This is a genomic window from Reyranella soli (genome assembly GCF_007992495.1).
In the GTDB taxonomy this organism is placed as follows: domain Bacteria; phylum Pseudomonadota; class Alphaproteobacteria; order Reyranellales; family Reyranellaceae; genus Reyranella; species Reyranella soli.
Map to the genome: position 1 here is coordinate 17,346 of NZ_BKAJ01000036.1, position 15,866 is coordinate 33,211.

12 protein-coding genes are annotated in these 15,866 nt (G+C 67.8%); 11 read left to right on the plus strand and 1 reads right to left on the minus strand.

Annotated elements, in window-relative coordinates; genetic code table 11:
- Positions 1 to 71: 71 nt before the first annotated feature.
- From RSO01_RS12070 to RSO01_RS12105, 8 genes are all read left to right on the plus strand, one after another.
- The gene (locus RSO01_RS12070) at positions 72 to 1,442 is read left to right on the plus strand and encodes a metal-dependent hydrolase family protein (RefSeq protein WP_147149347.1); all 1,371 of its coding nucleotides are present in this window, start codon (positions 72 to 74) and stop codon (positions 1,440 to 1,442) included.
- Positions 1,442 to 2,533 (plus strand): FAD-dependent oxidoreductase, encoded by a 1,092-nt coding sequence (locus tag RSO01_RS12075; protein WP_147149348.1) that lies wholly within the window; start codon positions 1,442 to 1,444, stop codon positions 2,531 to 2,533. The genes RSO01_RS12070 and RSO01_RS12075 overlap by 1 nt, the downstream gene beginning before the upstream one ends.
- Before the next feature lie 215 nt (positions 2,534 to 2,748).
- Positions 2,749 to 4,842 carry a hydantoinase/oxoprolinase family protein gene (locus RSO01_RS12080; protein ID WP_147149349.1) on the plus strand — a complete coding sequence of 698 codons (2,094 nt, stop codon included), beginning with the start codon at positions 2,749 to 2,751 and terminating at the stop codon, positions 4,840 to 4,842.
- Complete coding sequence (locus tag RSO01_RS12085; protein ID WP_147149350.1) at positions 4,839 to 6,581, plus strand: hydantoinase B/oxoprolinase family protein; 1,743 nt, start codon at positions 4,839 to 4,841, stop codon at positions 6,579 to 6,581. The genes RSO01_RS12080 and RSO01_RS12085 overlap by 4 nt, the downstream gene beginning before the upstream one ends.
- A 14-nt stretch (positions 6,582 to 6,595) precedes the next feature.
- Entirely contained in the window at positions 6,596 to 7,300 is a 705-nt protein-coding gene (locus RSO01_RS12090) for a TetR/AcrR family transcriptional regulator (protein WP_147149351.1), read from the plus strand.
- Entirely contained in the window at positions 7,297 to 8,277 is a 981-nt protein-coding gene (locus RSO01_RS12095) for an ABC transporter substrate-binding protein (protein ID WP_147149352.1), read from the plus strand. Before RSO01_RS12090 ends, RSO01_RS12095 begins: the two co-directional genes overlap by 4 nt.
- A 4-nt stretch (positions 8,278 to 8,281) precedes the next feature.
- Complete coding sequence (locus RSO01_RS12100; protein ID WP_246158334.1) at positions 8,282 to 9,079, plus strand: ABC transporter ATP-binding protein; 798 nt, start codon at positions 8,282 to 8,284, stop codon at positions 9,077 to 9,079.
- Positions 9,080 to 9,082: 3 nt separating this feature from the next.
- On the plus strand, positions 9,083 to 9,871 hold the full coding sequence (locus tag RSO01_RS12105) for an ABC transporter permease (protein ID WP_147149353.1): 789 nt from the start codon (positions 9,083 to 9,085) through the stop codon (positions 9,869 to 9,871).
- A gap of 9 nt (positions 9,872 to 9,880) precedes the next feature.
- Here RSO01_RS12105 and RSO01_RS12110 read toward each other — a convergent pair whose 3' ends face one another.
- Positions 9,881 to 11,074, minus strand: a complete 1,194-nt coding sequence (locus RSO01_RS12110; protein ID WP_147149354.1) for a pyridoxal-phosphate-dependent aminotransferase family protein — start codon at positions 11,072 to 11,074, stop codon at positions 9,881 to 9,883.
- 149 nt (positions 11,075 to 11,223) lie between these two features.
- On the opposite strand from RSO01_RS12110, the gene RSO01_RS12115 reads away from it, so the two are divergent.
- The 3 genes from RSO01_RS12115 to RSO01_RS12125 are packed head-to-tail and all read left to right on the plus strand — an operon-like array spanning position 11,224 to position 15,859.
- Positions 11,224 to 11,895, plus strand: a complete 672-nt coding sequence (locus tag RSO01_RS12115) for a GntR family transcriptional regulator (protein ID WP_147149355.1) — start codon at positions 11,224 to 11,226, stop codon at positions 11,893 to 11,895.
- 17 nt (positions 11,896 to 11,912) lie between these two features.
- Complete coding sequence (locus tag RSO01_RS12120; protein WP_147149356.1) at positions 11,913 to 12,911, plus strand: Bug family tripartite tricarboxylate transporter substrate binding protein; 999 nt, start codon at positions 11,913 to 11,915, stop codon at positions 12,909 to 12,911.
- A 29-nt stretch (positions 12,912 to 12,940) separates the two neighbouring features.
- The gene (locus tag RSO01_RS12125; RefSeq protein WP_147149357.1) at positions 12,941 to 15,859 is read left to right on the plus strand and encodes an FAD-binding and (Fe-S)-binding domain-containing protein; all 2,919 of its coding nucleotides are present in this window, start codon (positions 12,941 to 12,943) and stop codon (positions 15,857 to 15,859) included.
- Positions 15,860 to 15,866: the final 7 nt, after the last annotated feature.

Genomic DNA, 15,866 nt, shown 5'->3' on the forward strand with positions numbered 1-15,866 from the left:
CGGCTTTTGCGATCTCTTGCGAAGGAGGCCTATGATGGAGCCTCGCGGCAGGCGACAGCGGAGGCAGTCTCATGGCGACCCATGTGCGGTGTGGTTCTCTCTTCACCGGTGATCAGGCGGCGCCATCGACAGGCGGGACCCTTGTCTACGGCGACAACGGACTGCTCTCCTACGTCGGTCCGACGGCGGGTGCTCCGCCGGTCGCCGTCGGCGAGACGGTGCTGAACTACGACTCGCTGTTCGTCATGCCGGGCCTGATCGACGTGCATGTCCACCTGGCCTACGGCAACGCCAAGACCGAAGAGGACATCGATCTCTACCAGCCGATGGAATTCCGCGCGCTGCGCGGCATGTTCTTCGCCCAGAAGGTCGTCGCCGCTGGCTACACCTCGATCTGTGCCCCGGGCGATGCCGGGCAGATCAGCCTTTCGGTGCGCGACGCCATCGTCGCCGGCCTGTTCGACGGACCGCGCGTCACCGCGGCCGGCCGCTACATCACCTCGCGCCAGGGCCTGACCGACTGGTATCCGAGCTGGATCGGCGCTCCCGACACCTCGATCGGCCGCCTGGTCGCCAGCAAGGACGAGGCGATCGAGGAGATCCGCGTCCAGGTCAAGAACGGCGTCGATTGCATCAAGATCGCCATGGACGGCTTCCAGACCCGGCCCGACGGCGAGCTGATCGCCGCCTTCAACCAGGATGAGACGACGGCCATGGTGACCGAGGCCCAGCGCCTCGGCCGCAAGGTGGTGGTCCATGCCCGCGGCCGCGAGGCCACGCTCTATTCGGCACGCGCCGGCGTCGACCTGATCTTCCACGCCTACTATCTCGACGACGAATGCCTCGACGCGATGGTCAAGTCGGGGTCCGCCATCGGCCCGACCATGACCTTCCCGCGCAACATCATAGACTTCACGCAGTCCTACGAGCGCGCCGCCACCAAGGGCCGCATCGAGAATACGAGCCGGGAGTACGAGATCGCCTGCGCCAACCTGCAGCGGGCGCGCAAGGCCGGCATCCCGATGATGACCGGTACCGACACCGGCTTTGCCGTCACGCCCTACGGCGAATGGCATGCCCGTGAGCTGGAAATCTTCGTGCGCGATCTCGGCTTCACGCCGGCTGAGGCGCTGCGCTGCGCCACCGAGGTGGCGTCCCGCTTCCTGGCGCGCGGCGACAAGCTCGGCGTGCTGGCGCCGGGCCGGCAGGCCGACTTCATCGCGGTCGAAGGCTCGCCCATCGACAACATCGCCCTGCTCCAGGACAAGAAGCGGATCCGCCACGTCCATATCGGCGGCAAGCGCCTGCAGATTCCCGAGCGCGGCTACGATCCCAACCTCGTCACCGACAAATCCTGGATCAACTGGAGCGACCTCTACACTCAGGAGCGGGTGCAGGAGCTCGGCCTGCTCGGCGGCAAGAACCTGGCCGCTGCCGAGTGATGCATGCCGAGATTGCCGGCGCCGGCTTCGCCGGCCTGGTCGCCGCGATCGCGCTGCGCCAGCGCGGCTGGACGGCCCGCGTCCACGAGATCGATACGGAGCTGCGCGCCTTCGGCGCCGGCATCTTCATCTGGGACAACGGCCTGCGCGTGCTGCAGGCGATCGGTGCCTACGACGCCGTGGCCGATGGAGCCTATGCCGCGCCGGGCTACCGGACCGAGCGCAACGGCGTCTGCATGTCCTTCGGCAAGGTCAACTCCGAGGGGCACTTCCGCCTGCTCACGATGTCGCGCCAGCATCTCTATTCCGCCATCCTGGCGGCGGCGCGCCGGGCGGGTGTCGAGCTGGAGACGAACTCGGGCGCCATCGGCGCAACTCCGGACGGCGTGCTTCACCTGGCCGACGGGCGTCGCCTGCAGGCCGACCTGGTGATCGGGGCCGACGGCGTGCGCTCGGCGGTGCGCGAGTCGCTTGCCTTGCCCGGAGCGCGGAAGAAGTACATCGACGGCATCATCCGCGTGCTGGTGCCGCGCGGGCCGCTGGTCGGCGGCCGCTGGGACGAGGTCATCGATTTCTGGGCCTTTGCGCCGCGCACCTTGCGCATCCTCTACACGCCGTGCGGCACCGATTCGTTGTACATGGCGATGATGGCGCCGGTGGCCGACGCCGCGGCGTCGGCGATCCCGGTCGATCCCGACGTCTGGGCCTCGTGCTTCCCCGACCTGCGGCCGGCGCTCGAGGCGATCGGCACCAAGGGTCGTTACGACGTCTATGAGACGACGCGGCTCGAGCGCTGGTCGGCCGGCCGTGTCGCCATCGTCGGCGATTCCGCGCATGCCATGCCGCCGACGCTGGCCCAGGGGGCGGGATGCGCCATGATGAACGCGCTCGGCCTCGCCGTCGCTGTCGAGGGCGTGAGCCGCAACGACCTGCCGGCCGCGCTTGCCGCCTGGGAGGCGCGCGAGCGGCCCCTGACCGACCATACCCAGTCGAGCGCCGCGCACCTTGCGGCGACCCGCGCGCTGGCCGAGGGCATGCCCTGGGACAGCGACGTGTTCCGCGCGGTCCGCCACGTTCCCACCGGGACTTAAAGCCTCGTCATCCCGAGCGGAGCCGCCCGAAGGGCGGTGCAGTCGAGGGACCTTTTTTGTTGCCGGCGAAGCAAAAAGAGGTCCCTCCGCTACGCCGCCCTTCGGGCGGCTCCGGTCGGGATGACGGGAAGAATTTTCAGATGCGATAGCCCAGCTCTTGACGCCACCGCAGGGGCGCCGTCAAATTAACTAGCTAGTTAGTTAAAGGGGATGGCATGCCGGAGGGTGGGGCGACGGCGGCAAGCAAGGTTGCGGTCGACATCGGGGGCACGTTCACGGACATCGCGCTGGCGACGGCCGACGGACGCATTCACCAGAGCAAGATTTCCTCGACGCCCGACGATCCGAGCCGCGCGGTGATCGAGGGCGTGGCCCAGCTGCTGGCCGAGCTCGGCCTCGATCCGGCGGGCGTCAGCGAGGTGATGCACGGCACGACGGTCGGCTCGAACACCATCCTGCAAAGGGCGGGGGCGCGTACTGGGCTGATCACGACGAAGGGCTTCCGCGACGTGCTCGAGATCGGGCGTATCCGCATGCCCGACATGTTCGACCTCACCTGGGAGAAGCCGAAGCCGCTGGTGCCGCGCCGTCACCGCCTCGAGGTCGCCGAGCGCATCGCCGCCGACGGATCGATCGTGACACCGCTCGACGAGGCTGCAGTGGTCGCGGCGGGCCGCGCGCTGGTCGCCGAGGGCATCGAGGCGATCGCCATCGCCTTCCTGAACAGCTATCGCAATCCGGTGCACGAGCAGCGGGCAGAAGCCCTGCTCCGCGAGGCGATTCCCGGCCTGCTCGTGACCAGCTCCTGCGCCGTCCTGCCGGAGATCAAGGAATACGAGCGGACCAGCACCACGGTGGTCAACGCTTACCTGCTGGCCGCCATGCAGCGTTACCTGCAAAGGCTCGAAACCGGGCTGCGCGGCATCGGCATCGCGGCACCGATCCTGGTCATGACGTCCAATGGCGGCATGCTGGCGGCCAAGGCGATCTGCGAGAAGCCGGTGCTCGCCGTCGCGTCCGGTCCGGCCGGCGGCGTGATCGGCGCCGCCCGGCTCGGCGAGGCGCGCGGCGACCGCGATGTCATCGTCTTCGACATGGGCGGCACGACGGCCAAGGCGGTGATCGTCGAGGATGGACGGCCGACCATGACGTCGGAGTACGAGTTTCGCGACGGCATCTCGACCTCGAGCCGGTTCGTCAAGGCCGGCGGCTACATGCTGAAGGTGCCGGCGATCGACATCGCCGAGGTGGGTGCGGGCGGCGGCTCGATCGCCGGCATCGACAAGGGCGGCCTGCTGGTGGTCGGGCCGCAATCGGCCGGCGCGGTTCCGGGCCCGGCCTGCTATGGCCTCGGCAACGATCGGCCGACGGTGACCGATGCCAACGTCGTGCTGGGTTTCATCAATCCCAGCAGCCTGGCCGGCGGACGACTCGGCATCGACAAGGCGCTGAGCGAGAAGGCGATCGCCCAGCATCTTGCGCACCCGCTGGGTCTCGACGTCGCCGATGCCGCGCACGGCATCCGCGCCGTGGCGAATGCCAACATGGCTCGGGCCGTGCGCGCCGTCACCGTCGAGCGCGGCCGCGACCCGCGCGATCTCACGCTGATGGCGTTCGGCGGCAATGGCGGGGTGCATGCATTCGATCTCGCCCGCCAGCTTGGCATTCCCACGGTCGTCGTCCCGCCGCTCTCCGGCGTGTTCTGTTCGGTCGGCATGCTGGCGAGCGACGTCGAGCACATCGCGATGGCCACCGTCGTGCGTCGCCTCGACCGCATGGAGGCCGCCGAGCTGGCGGCGCTGCAAAAGGGCGTAGCCGGCGAGGTCGATGCGCGGCTCGCCGCCGACGGCTACCGGCCCGACCGCCGGGCGATCGTCTTCGAGGCCGAATTGCGCCACGAGGGCCAGGCCAGCGAGCTCACCGTGCCGCTCGACGGCGACGACCTGGAACGGCTGCACGAGCGCTTCGCGGCTGAGTACTTCAAGACCTACGGCTATCACGACACGACGCCGGTCGAGCTCATGAAGCTGCGCGCCATCGGCCGCGGCCTGCGCGACAACCGGTTGGATTTCGCCGACATGAAGGTCGCGCCGCGTGCCGGCAGCTCTGGGGGCGCGAGCCGAGCCGTGTCGTTCGCCCGTGGCGAGCCGGCGGTGACGGTTCCGATCGTCGGACGCGACGCGCTGGGGAGCGTTCCTCGCCCCGGTCCCTTGATCGTCGAGGAGTTCGACGCCACCGTCGTCGTGCCGCCGGACGCCACTGTGCATTGCGATGCGATCGGCTGCATCGTCGTGGAGATTGCCGCATGAAGATCGATCCGATCACCTTCGCCGTCGTCAAGAACGGCCTCGATTCGATCGCCGACGAGATGGCCTACACGGTGGTGCGAACCGCCCGCTCGGAGATCGTCAAGGACGTCATGGACTTCTCGGCGGCCCTGTGCGCCGCCGACGGCCAGATGGTGGCGCAGGCCAAGACCATCGCCCAGCATCTCGGCGCGATTCCCGAGGCCATGGAGTCGGTTCTGACGGCCTTCGCCGACGACCTGCACGACGGCGACGTGGTGATCATGAACGATCCCTATCACGGCGGCATGCATCTGCCGGACATCTTCATGTTCATGCCGATCTTCCACGACGGCGTGCGGCGCGCCTTCGCCGTCGTGATCTGCCACCATACCGACGTCGGCGGCCGGGTGCCGGGCTCCAATGCGTCCGATTCGACCGAGATCTACCAGGAAGGCCTGCGCATGCCGCCGCTCAAGCTCTATGAGCAGGGCCGCATCAATCGCACCCTCGAGAAGATGATCCGGATCAACGTGCGCGTGCCGGACCGCGTGCTGGGCGATCTCGCGGCCCAGTATGCAGCCGCCCAGGTCGGTCGCCGCGGCCTGGAGAAGCTCATGCAGCGCTACGGCGCCGACGAGCTCGAGGCCTACATGCAGGAGTTGCTCGACTATGCCGAGCGGCTGACCCGGCAGGAGATCCTGACCTGGCCGCGCGGCACCTGGCGGTTCACCGATCATATCGACAGCGACGGCTTTTCCGACACACCTATCCCGATCTCGGTCGCCATAACAGTGCGCGACGACGGCACGCTCGCCGTCGACTATGCCGGCTCCTCGCCACAGGTGCGCGGCGCCCTCAACTCGACCCTGAGCTTCACCCGCTCGCTCACCTATCTCAGCGTCCGCTGCGTGCTGGCCAAGGACATTCCCAACAATGTCGGCCTGTTCCGCTGCGTCGACGTGACGGCGCCCGAGGCCTCGATCCTCAATCCGGCGATGCCGGGCGCCTGCGCCGCGCGCGCGCTCACCGGCTACCGCGTCTTCGACGCCATGCTGGGCGCGCTGGCGCAGATCGTCCCGGACAAGGTGCCGGCGGCGGGCGAGGGCGGCAACAGCGTCATCTGCATCAGCGGGCTCAGGCCGAACCGCGAACCGTTCATCATCGTCGACATGATCTGCGGCGCCTGGGGCGGCCGGCCGGACAAGGACGGGCTGGAGGCGGTGACCAACGCCTCGCAGAACCTCTCCAACATGCCGGTCGAGGTGATGGAAGCCGAGCACCCTGTGCGCATCGAGGAATATGCGTTCGTGACCGACAGTTGCGGGGCAGGCCTCTATCGCGGCGGCGTCGGCATCCGTCGGACGTATCGCATCCTCGCGCCCGAAGCGCTCCTGCAGATGCGCACCGATCGCGTCCGTTTTGCACCGTACGGCCTGGCCGGTGGTTCCCCAGGAGGCACCTCCAACAACTACATGGAGGTGGCCGGCGAGCGCAGACCTCTGCCCGGCAAGATCACCACCAGCATCCGGCAGGACACGGTGATCGTCCACGAGCAGGCTGGTGCCGGTGGCTTCGGCGATCCGCTGGAGCGGCCGCCCGAAGCCGTGCTGGAAGACCATCTCGAAGGCAAGATCAGCCGCGACTACGCGGAACGCTTCCATGCTGTGGTGCTGACCGCCGCAGGCGCGCTCGATCGCGACGCCACCGCTGCCCTGCGTGCGGCGCGCGGGCGCGCGCGACCGGTCGCGACGGCGGCTTGAGGCGGCGGGGAGCAATGCAGGTCGCCGAGGTCCCGTCGCCGCCTCGTCGCGCCCGCAACGCGGCGGCGACGCGCGCGCACATCCTCGCCGTCGCGAAAGCCGAGTTCGTCGACCACGGGCTGAGCGGCGCCAGGATGGACCGCATCGCCGAGACATGTGGCGTCAACAAGAACCTGCTCTATCACTACTTCGGCTCCAAGGAAGACCTCTACCTCACGGTGATCGAGGGCATCTGGGCCGGCCTGCGCGCCAACCAGCGCGACGAGGAGCTGGTGGCGCTGCCGCCGGAGCAGGCGATGCGCCGGCTGGTCATCCATACCTTCGATCATTTCGTCGCCACGCCGGAATTGATCCGGCTGATGAGCGTCGAGAACATCCACTACGCCCGCAATCTGCAGCGCTCGACCGTGGTCAAGCCGCTCTACGGAAACCTGCTCGACACGCTGCAGACGATCCTGCGGCGGGGTCAATCCGAGGGCATTTTCCGGCGCAAGGTCGACGTGATCGATCTCTACCTGTCGATCTCGGGCCTGGCCTATTTCTTCCTGTCCAACCAGTACACGATGTCCTGGCTGCTCGATCGCCCGTTGGTGACGCCGCGTCGCGTTGCCGCCCGGCGTCGGCACGTGGTCGACATGGTGCTGGCCTATCTCGTGCATCCGTCGTCGGAGGGACAGGACGCGCCGGCGGCGCAATCTGGAGAGGGGAGAAGGGGATGAGCAGGATATCTTGGGGTGGAGTAGCGGCGGCGATGGTCATCGCGGCCGCATTGGCAGGTCCGGCGGCAGCGCAGGAAAAGATGTCGGTGCGCCTCGATTTCGCGCCGTGGGGCGTGCACGCGGCCATGCACCTGGCCAACCAGAACGGCATGTTCAAGGCGGCCGGCCTCGAGGTCGACGTCCAGGACGGCCGCGGCTCGGGCAACACCATCCAGCTGGTGAATGCCGGGCAGGCCGATGTCGGCCAGGTCCAGGTCGGTCTGCTCGGGGCGGCGCGCGCCCAGGGCGCCGCCCTGAAGACCATCGCCACCATCATGCCCAAGACCGACCTCTGCGTGCTGGTCGACAAGGCCTCGCCGATGACCAAGGCGGCCGATCTCAAGGGCAAGACCGTGGTCGTGTTCGCCGCCAGCCCGTGGGCGCCGCTGATCGATCCCTACCTGAAGGCAGGTGGCCTCAATCGCGAGACCGCGAAGATCGACTTCGTCGATCCTGCCGCTCTTTGGGGCACCTATATCGCCAAGCGCGCCGACGGCCTGATGTCGACGGCAAGTTCGGCCGTGCCGGTCGCCGAGGCATCGCGGCCGTCCAAGTGCCTGTGGGCCTCCGAGGCCGGCCTGAATTTCATGAGCTATGGACTGGTCGTGAAGGAGGACACCATCGCCAAGCGCGGCCCCGCGCTGAAGAAGCTGATCGAGACCCAGCAGCGCGCTTGGGAGCAGATCCGCAAGGACCCCGAGCTTGGCGTCAAGGCGATGCTCGCCGCCCGCCCGGACGCGCGCCTCGATCCAGCGGTGCAGAAGAGCCAGATCGTCATGTCGCTCGATTTCTTCGAGACGCCGGCGACGAAGGGCAAGCCGATCGGCTGGCAGGCGGCGGCCGACTGGGAGGCGACCTTGAAGACGCTGGAGGCGGCCGGTGTGGTCAAGCCGGGCTGGAAGGCCGACGACTACTTCACGAACGCTCTGATGGACTGAGCCGGTGCCTGAGGCATCGACCTTCCTGGGAGCCGCGCATGTCTGCCTGCGCAACGTGGGCAAGACATACGCCTCGCCGCGTGGACCGGTGCCGGCAGTGGCCGGCATCGACCTCGACCTCGGCGCCGGCGAGTTCGTCAGCATCGTCGGGCCTTCCGGTTGCGGCAAGAGCACGCTGCTCAAGCTGGTGGCTGGTCTCGAGGGGCTGAGCGCCGGCGAGATCATGGTCGATGGCCGGCGGATCGACGGGCCGCCCGACGGGTTGGGCGTCGTCTTCCAGCGCGACGTCCTGCTCGACTGGCGGACCATCCTCCAGAACGTGCTGCTGTCCGTCGAGCTCGCCGGCAAGCCGACGGACGCCTACCGCGAGCGCGCCTTGGGGCTGCTCGCGCGCTTCGGATTGGGCTCGTTCGAGCATCGCTATCCCTGGGAGCTGTCGGGCGGCATGCGTCAGCGCGCCTCGATCTGCCGGGCGCTGCTGTCCGACCCGCAGCTCCTGCTGATGGACGAGCCGTTCGGCGCCCTCGACGCGATGACGCGCGACGATCTCAATCTCGAGCTGGCGCGCATCTGGCAGGAGACCCGCAAGACCTTGCTGTTCATCACCCATTCGATTGCCGAGGCGGTTTTCCTGTCGGACCGGGTGGCCATGATGGGCCGCGCACCGGGCTCGATCATGGAGATCGTCGCCATCGACCTGCCGCGGCCACGCTCGCTAGCGGTGCGCGAGAGCGCTGCCTTCAGCCACTACGTCGCGCATATCCGTCATCACTTCGCCGAGCTCGGCATCGTCAAGGAGTAACCGATGCTGAAGCGCCTGCTTGCGCCCAGCGAGGCGCGCGACGTCATCCTGGTCCTCGCCGTCTCCTTGCTCCTGTGGGAAGCAGGCGTGCGGATCTTCCAGCCGCCGCCGCTGATCCTGCCGGCGCCGAGCGCCATCGTCGGCGCCTTCCTGCAGACGCCCGGCCTGTTCATGCGCCAGCTCGGCTTCACGCTCGGCATGACGTGCCTGGGCTTCGCGCTGGCCGTCGTGCTGGGCGTGCTGCTGGCCGTGGCCATCGTCTCCTCGAAGCTGCTCGAGCGCACGATCTACACTTTGCTGGTGGCCCTGAACTCGATTCCCAAGGTGGCGCTGGCGCCGCTGTTCGTCATCTGGATGGGGACCGGCACGGAGCCCAAGGTGGCGATCGCCCTGATGCTCGCCATCTTTCCCATCGTCATCGACACCGTGCTCGGCCTGCGCTCGGTCGATCCCGACATGCTGCATCTCGCCCGCGTATCGCGCGCCTCGCCGCTTGCCGTGCTGGCCAAGATCAAGTTCCCTTGTGCACTACCCAGCCTGTTCGCCGGCATGAAGGTCGGCATCTCCTTCGCGCTGGTGGGTGCAATCGTCGGCGAGTTCGTGGCCGGCAGCAAAGGACTGGGGTTCCAGATCCTGGTGGCGCAGGGCCAGTTCGACACGCTGGGCGTCTTCGTCTGCCTGGTGCTGCTCGGCATCTTCGGCACGCTTCTGTTCTTCGTGCTCGACTATGCCGAGCGCCTCTGCCTGCCATGGCACGTCTCGCAGCGTGGCCGCCACAGCGCTGGCGACTGACGGGCAGCCCTAGCCTCTGGCGCCCGGTGCGGTGTCGCGCAGATAGGTGAGGGCGGCCTGCACGCCGCCCGTCTTGTGCGGCACCTTGGCGAGGCCCAGCGCCATCTCGACGCCCGACAGCGTGCCCATCAGCATCAGGTCGTTGAAGTCGCCGAGATGGCCGATGCGGAAGATCTTGCCCGCGACCTTGCTGAGGCCCTGGCCGAGCGACAGGTTGAAGTTCTCCAGCGCGACCTTGCGGAAGGCGTCGGCGTCGTGGCCTTCGGGCATGACGATCGCGGTCAGGGAGCCGGAGTAGGCCTTCTCGTCGCTGCACAGGATCTCCAGGCCCCAGGCGTTCACCGCGGTGCGCGTCGCCTCGGCGTGGCGGGCATGACGGGCGAACACGGCGTCGAGCCCTTCCTCCAGAAGCATGTCGCAGGCCTCGTTGAGGCCATAGAACAGGTTGGTGGCGGGCGTGTAGGGGAACCAGCCGTTGGCATTGGCCGCCAGCATCTCCTCCCAGTTCCAGAACGCCTTGGGCATCTTCGAGCTCTTCGACGCCGCGACCGCCTTCTCGCTGACGGCGTTGAAGGAGAGGCCGGGCGGCAGCATCAGGCCCTTCTGCGAGCCGGCCACCGTGACGTCGACGCCCCAGGCGTCGTGGCGATAGTCGATCGAACCCAGCGAGGAGATGGTATCGACCAGCAGCAGGGCGGGGTGGCGCGCTGAATCGATGGCGCGGCGCACGGCGCCGATGTCGCTCACCACGCCGGTCGAGGTCTCGTTGTGCACGATGCACACCGCCTTGATCGTGTGGTCCTTGTCCTCCTTCAGGCGCTTCTCGATGGCCGCGGGATCGGCCGGCTTGCGCCAGTCGCCGCCTAAAAATTCGGACTTGATGCCGAGCTTGTCGGCCATCTTCTTCCACAGCGAGGCGAAGTGGCCGGTCTCCCACATCAGCACCAGGTCGCCGGACGACAGCGTGTTGACCAGCGCCGCTTCCCACGCGCCGGTGCCCGACGCCGGATAGACGATCACCGGCTGCTTGGTCTGAAAGACCTGCCTGACGCTGCGCAGGACCTTCTTGGCCAGTGCGTTGAACTCGGGTCCGCGGTGATCGATGGTCGGATGATCCATCGCCCGCAGGATGCGGTCCGGGACATTGGTCGGGCCGGGGATCTGCAGGAAATGCCGTCCGCTGGGATGTGAGTTCAGGCGCATGGTGGGGGTCCCGGTATTTGGCCGATCGACGTTAGACGAGGCCCTTCGGCTGCGCTCGCTTTGCTCGCTTCGCTCAGGGCGGCGACCGCTCCTGGGGAGCGATCTTGCATTTTGTATACAACATGCCAAAGTGAGTCTACAAGGCTCCGATGGACGGCTTCGACATCTCAATCGCGCGCTCGACCCTGCCGCAGGTTGCGGCGGAGCGGCTGCGGACCCTGATCATCGAGGGCGCGCTGGCGCCGGGCGCTCGGCTGAACGAGCGCGAGCTCAGCGAGCAGCTCGGTGTCTCGCGCACGCCGCTGCGCGAGGCCTTTCGCATGCTGGCTGCCGACGGCCTGCTCGTGCAGTTGCCCAATCGCGGGGCCCAAGTCGTGGCGCTGTCGCGCGAGGATGTGCGGCATGCCTTCGAGGTCATGGCCTCGCTGGAAGGGCTGGCCGGCGAGCTCGCCGCGGCCCGCGTCACCGATGCCGACCTCGACGATCTCAAGGCCCTGCAGGGCGACCTGGAGCGGGCCCACAAGCGGCGCGACCTGCCGGGCTACTATCGCGTCAACCGCGCCATCCACGACCGCCTCAACCAAATCGCCGGCAATCCGGTGCTGGCGCAGACTTACCGCACGCTCAATGCACGCCTGCATGCGCTGCGCTTCCGCTCCAACCTGAACGGCGCAAAGTGGGATCGCGCGGTGGCGGAACATCGTTCCATGCTCGGAGCCCTTGCGGCGCGCGATGGCGCTGCGCTACGTGACCTCCTCGTCCGTCACCTGCATGCCAAGCTTCAGGCGGTGCTGGAGACGATGGGGCAAGACAAAGAGTAGTCGGGAGGAGAGTGAGCATGACGTACCGAACTTCGCGCCGCCGAGCGCTGCAACTGGGTCTGGCCGCCTCGCTGGCGGCGCCCGCGATCGCCCCTGCCGCTGTGAGGGCGCAGCAGGGCTGGCCCGCCGGTCCCATCACCTGGATCAACCCGTTCCCGGCCGGCGGCGGCACCGACGTGTTCGCGCGGCCGTTGGCGGCGCAGGTCGGTGACCAGCTCGGCGTGCAGATCCTCATCGACAACAAGGGCGGCGCGGGCGGCACGGTCGGCGCCTCGCAGGCGGCCAAGATGAAGCCCGACGGCCAGGCCTTCCTGGTCGGCGCGGTGCACCACACGATCGCGCCGTCGATCTACAAGAACCTCGACTATGACCTCGAGAAGAACTTCGAGCCGATCACCATGATCGCCCTGGTGCCGCAGGTGATCTCGATCAATCCCAACCGCATTCCGGTGAAGACCGCCGTCGAGCTGATCGAGTACGTGAAGAAGAATCCCGGCAAGGTGAACTACGCCTCGGCTGGCGCCGGCACCGCCCATCACCTGGCGGGCGAGCTGTTCAAGCTCGAGACCAAGACCGACATCGTCCACGTGCCCTATCGCGGCGCGGGGCCGGCGATGCAGGACCTGCTGGCCGGCAATGCCGACATGATGTTCGACGGCATGGGCACCTCGGCGCAGCAGATCAAGGCCGGCAAGCTTCTGGGGCTCGCGGTGGCGACGCCCAAGCGCACGGCGGAGTTCCCCGACATGCCGACGGCGGCCGAGATCGGCGTGCCCAACTGGATCGTGTCGACGTGGTACGGCCTGTGGGCCATCAAGGGCACGCCGCAGCCGATCGTCGATCGCATGTACCAGGAGATCGTGAAGGCGCTGCAGACGCCCAAGCTGCAGGCCATCTGGAAGGAACAGACGGCGCAGCTTGGCGGCGAGACTCCCCAGGAGTTCGCCAAGCGCATCCGCGCCGAGATCGAGAAATGGCAGAAGGTCGTTGACGCGGCCGGAGTGAAGCTGGACTGACGCCCCGTCATGACGGGTAGGCATTTGCAATGACACTCGAGACCACGCTCCGCCGCACCATCAAGGGCGACGTCCTTTTCGACGCCGCCTCGCGCGGGCGCTATTCGACAGACGCCTCGATCTACCAGGTGGAGCCGGTGGGCGTCGTGCTGCCGCGCGACGAGACCGACCTCGCGCTGGTCATAGACGTGGCGCGCGACGCCAAGGCCGCGATCCTGCCGCGTGGCGCCGGCACCTCGCAGTGCGGCCAGACGGTGGGCGAGGCGCTGGTCGTCGACGTGTCGAAGTACATGCGCGAGGTCGTGGGCTTCGACAAGAACCGCGCCGAGGTCACGGTGCAGCCGGGCGTCGTGCTCGACCAGCTCAATGCCTGGCTGAAACCGCACGGCCTCTGGTATCCGGTCGACGTTTCCACGTCGGCGCAGTGCACCCTGGGCGGCATGGCCGGCAACAATTCCTGCGGCAGCCGGTCCATTCGCTACGGCAACATGGTGCACAACGTCGCCTCGATCGATGCCATCCTGGCAAGCGGCGAGCGCGCGCGCTTCGGCTCGGCGCGGCCCGAGGACATGCCCGCGGCCGTGCGCGCCATTGCCGACAGGGTGGCGGCACTCGTCTTCGCCGAACGCGACGAGATCGAGCGCATGTACCCCAAGGTGCTGCGCCGCGTCGGCGGCTACAACCTCGACATCTTCTTCCCGCAGTCGGAGCGGCCCTACACGCTCGACAACTCGGTGAACCTCGCCCACCTGCTGGTCGGCAGCGAGGGCACGCTCGCCGTCACCGAGCGCCTGACCTTGAAGCTGGCGCCGCTGCCCAAGCACAAGACCTTGGGCGTAGTGAACTTCTCGAGCTTCTACAAGGCGATGGAAAGCGCCCAGCACATCGTCAAGCTGAAGCCGACGGCCGTCGAGCTGGTCGATCGCACCATGATCGAGCTGGCGCGCGCCAATCCCGCTTTCCGGCCGGTGATCGAGCGTGCCCTGATCGGCCAGCCCGAGGCCATCCTGCTGGTCGAGTTCGCGGGCGAGGAGCGCGAGGCGCAACTGCGCGACCTGCAGCGTCTTGTCGAGCTGATGGGCGATCTCGGGTTGCCGAAGAGCGTGGTCGAGATGCCCGAGCCCGGGCCGCAGTCCGCATTGTGGGAAGTGCGCAAGGCTGGCCTCAACATCATGATGTCCATGAAGGGCGACGGAAAACCCGTGTCCTTCATCGAGGACTGCGCGGTGCCGCTGGAGCATCTCGCCGACTACACGCAGCGGCTGACCGACGTCTTCACCAAGCACGGCACCAAGGGCACGTGGTACGCCCACGCCTCGGTCGGCACGCTGCATGTGCGGCCGATCCTCGACATGCGCAACGAGGGCGCGGCCAAGATGCGCGCGATCGCCGAGGAAGCCTCGGCGATGGTGCGCGAATATAAAGGTGCCTTCTCAGGAGAGCACGGCGACGGGCTTGTGCGCTCGGAGTGGGTGGCCTGGCAGTTCGGCCCGCGGCTCACAAAGGCGATGGGCGAGGTCAAGGACCTGTTCGATCCGACCGGCATGCTCAATCCCGGCAAGATCGTGCGACCGACCAAGATGGACGACCGCTCGCTGTTCCGCTTCAAGCCGGGCTACAAGAACGTCAACTACAAGCCCGCGCTCGACTGGTCGGCGTGGAACGTCCAGAACGATCCCATGACCGAGGCGCTGACCGCGCCCGGCAGCGGCGGCGACACGACGGGCGGCTTCGCCAAGGCCGCCGAGATGTGCAACAACAACGGGCATTGCCGCAAGTTCGACGCCGGCACGATGTGCCCGTCCTTCCGCGTCACCCGCGACGAGAAGCATCTGACGCGCGGCCGCGCCAACACGCTGCGGCTGGCACTCTCCGGACAGCTCGAAGGCGCACTGACCTCCGACGCCGTGGCGGCGGCGATGGACCTCTGCGTGAGCTGCAAGGGCTGCAAGCGCGACTGCCCGACCGGCGTCGACATGGCGCGCATGAAGATCGAGGTCCGCTCGGCGCGGCGCATGGCCAAGGGCCTCAGCTGGCGCGACCGGCTGATCGGCAATCTGCCCGAGATCGCGCCGTGGGCCCGGCGCGTGCCGTGGCTGTTCAACTTGGCCTGGTTCTTCCAGTCCTACGTCGGCTTTGCCAAGCAGCGCCGCCTGCCGCAATGGCGCAGCGACACCTTCCTCGCCACCACCGACGTCGACCAGGCCGACGCCACGGTGGTGATCTTCGCCGACACTTTCTCCAACAACTTCGAGCCGCATGTGCTGCACGCGGCACGGCGCGTGCTGCAGGCCGCCGGCCACCGCGTCGCCATCGCCTGGCCGAACATCGGCTCGCCGGCGCTGTGCTGCGGTCGCACCTATCTCGCCACCGGCCAGGTCGAGAAGGCGAAGGCGGAAGCGCAGCGGCTGCTGCAGGCGCTACTGCCCTTCGTCGCCAAGGGCGTGCCGATCGTCGGGCTGGAACCTTCGTGCCTGTTCACGCTACGCGACGAATTCCTGGCGCTCGGCCTCAGCAAGGACGCCCAGGCAGTCAGCGACAACGCCTTCCTGTTCGAAGAATTCCTGGCGCGCGAAAAGAGGGCAGGGCGGCTGCAGCTCGCGCTGAAGCCGCTGGCGCAGAAGGCGGCGTTCCTCCACGGCCACTGCCATCAGAAGGCGTTCGGCGCCATGAGTGCGGTGCAGGAGGCGCTCTCGCTCGTGCCCGAGCTTTCGGTCAACCTGATCGAATCGAGCTGCTGCGGCATGGCCGGCAGCTTCGGCTACGAGGCCGAGCACTACGAGACGTCGATCGCCATGGCCGAACTGTCGCTGATGCCGGCCGTGCGCAAGGCGCCGGCCAACGCGCTGATCGTTGCCGACGGCACCTCCTGCCGCCATCAGATCGCCGACGGCAGCGACCGGCAGGCGATACACGTCGCCGAAGTGCTGGCACGGGCGCTAAAGTAACCGGGGG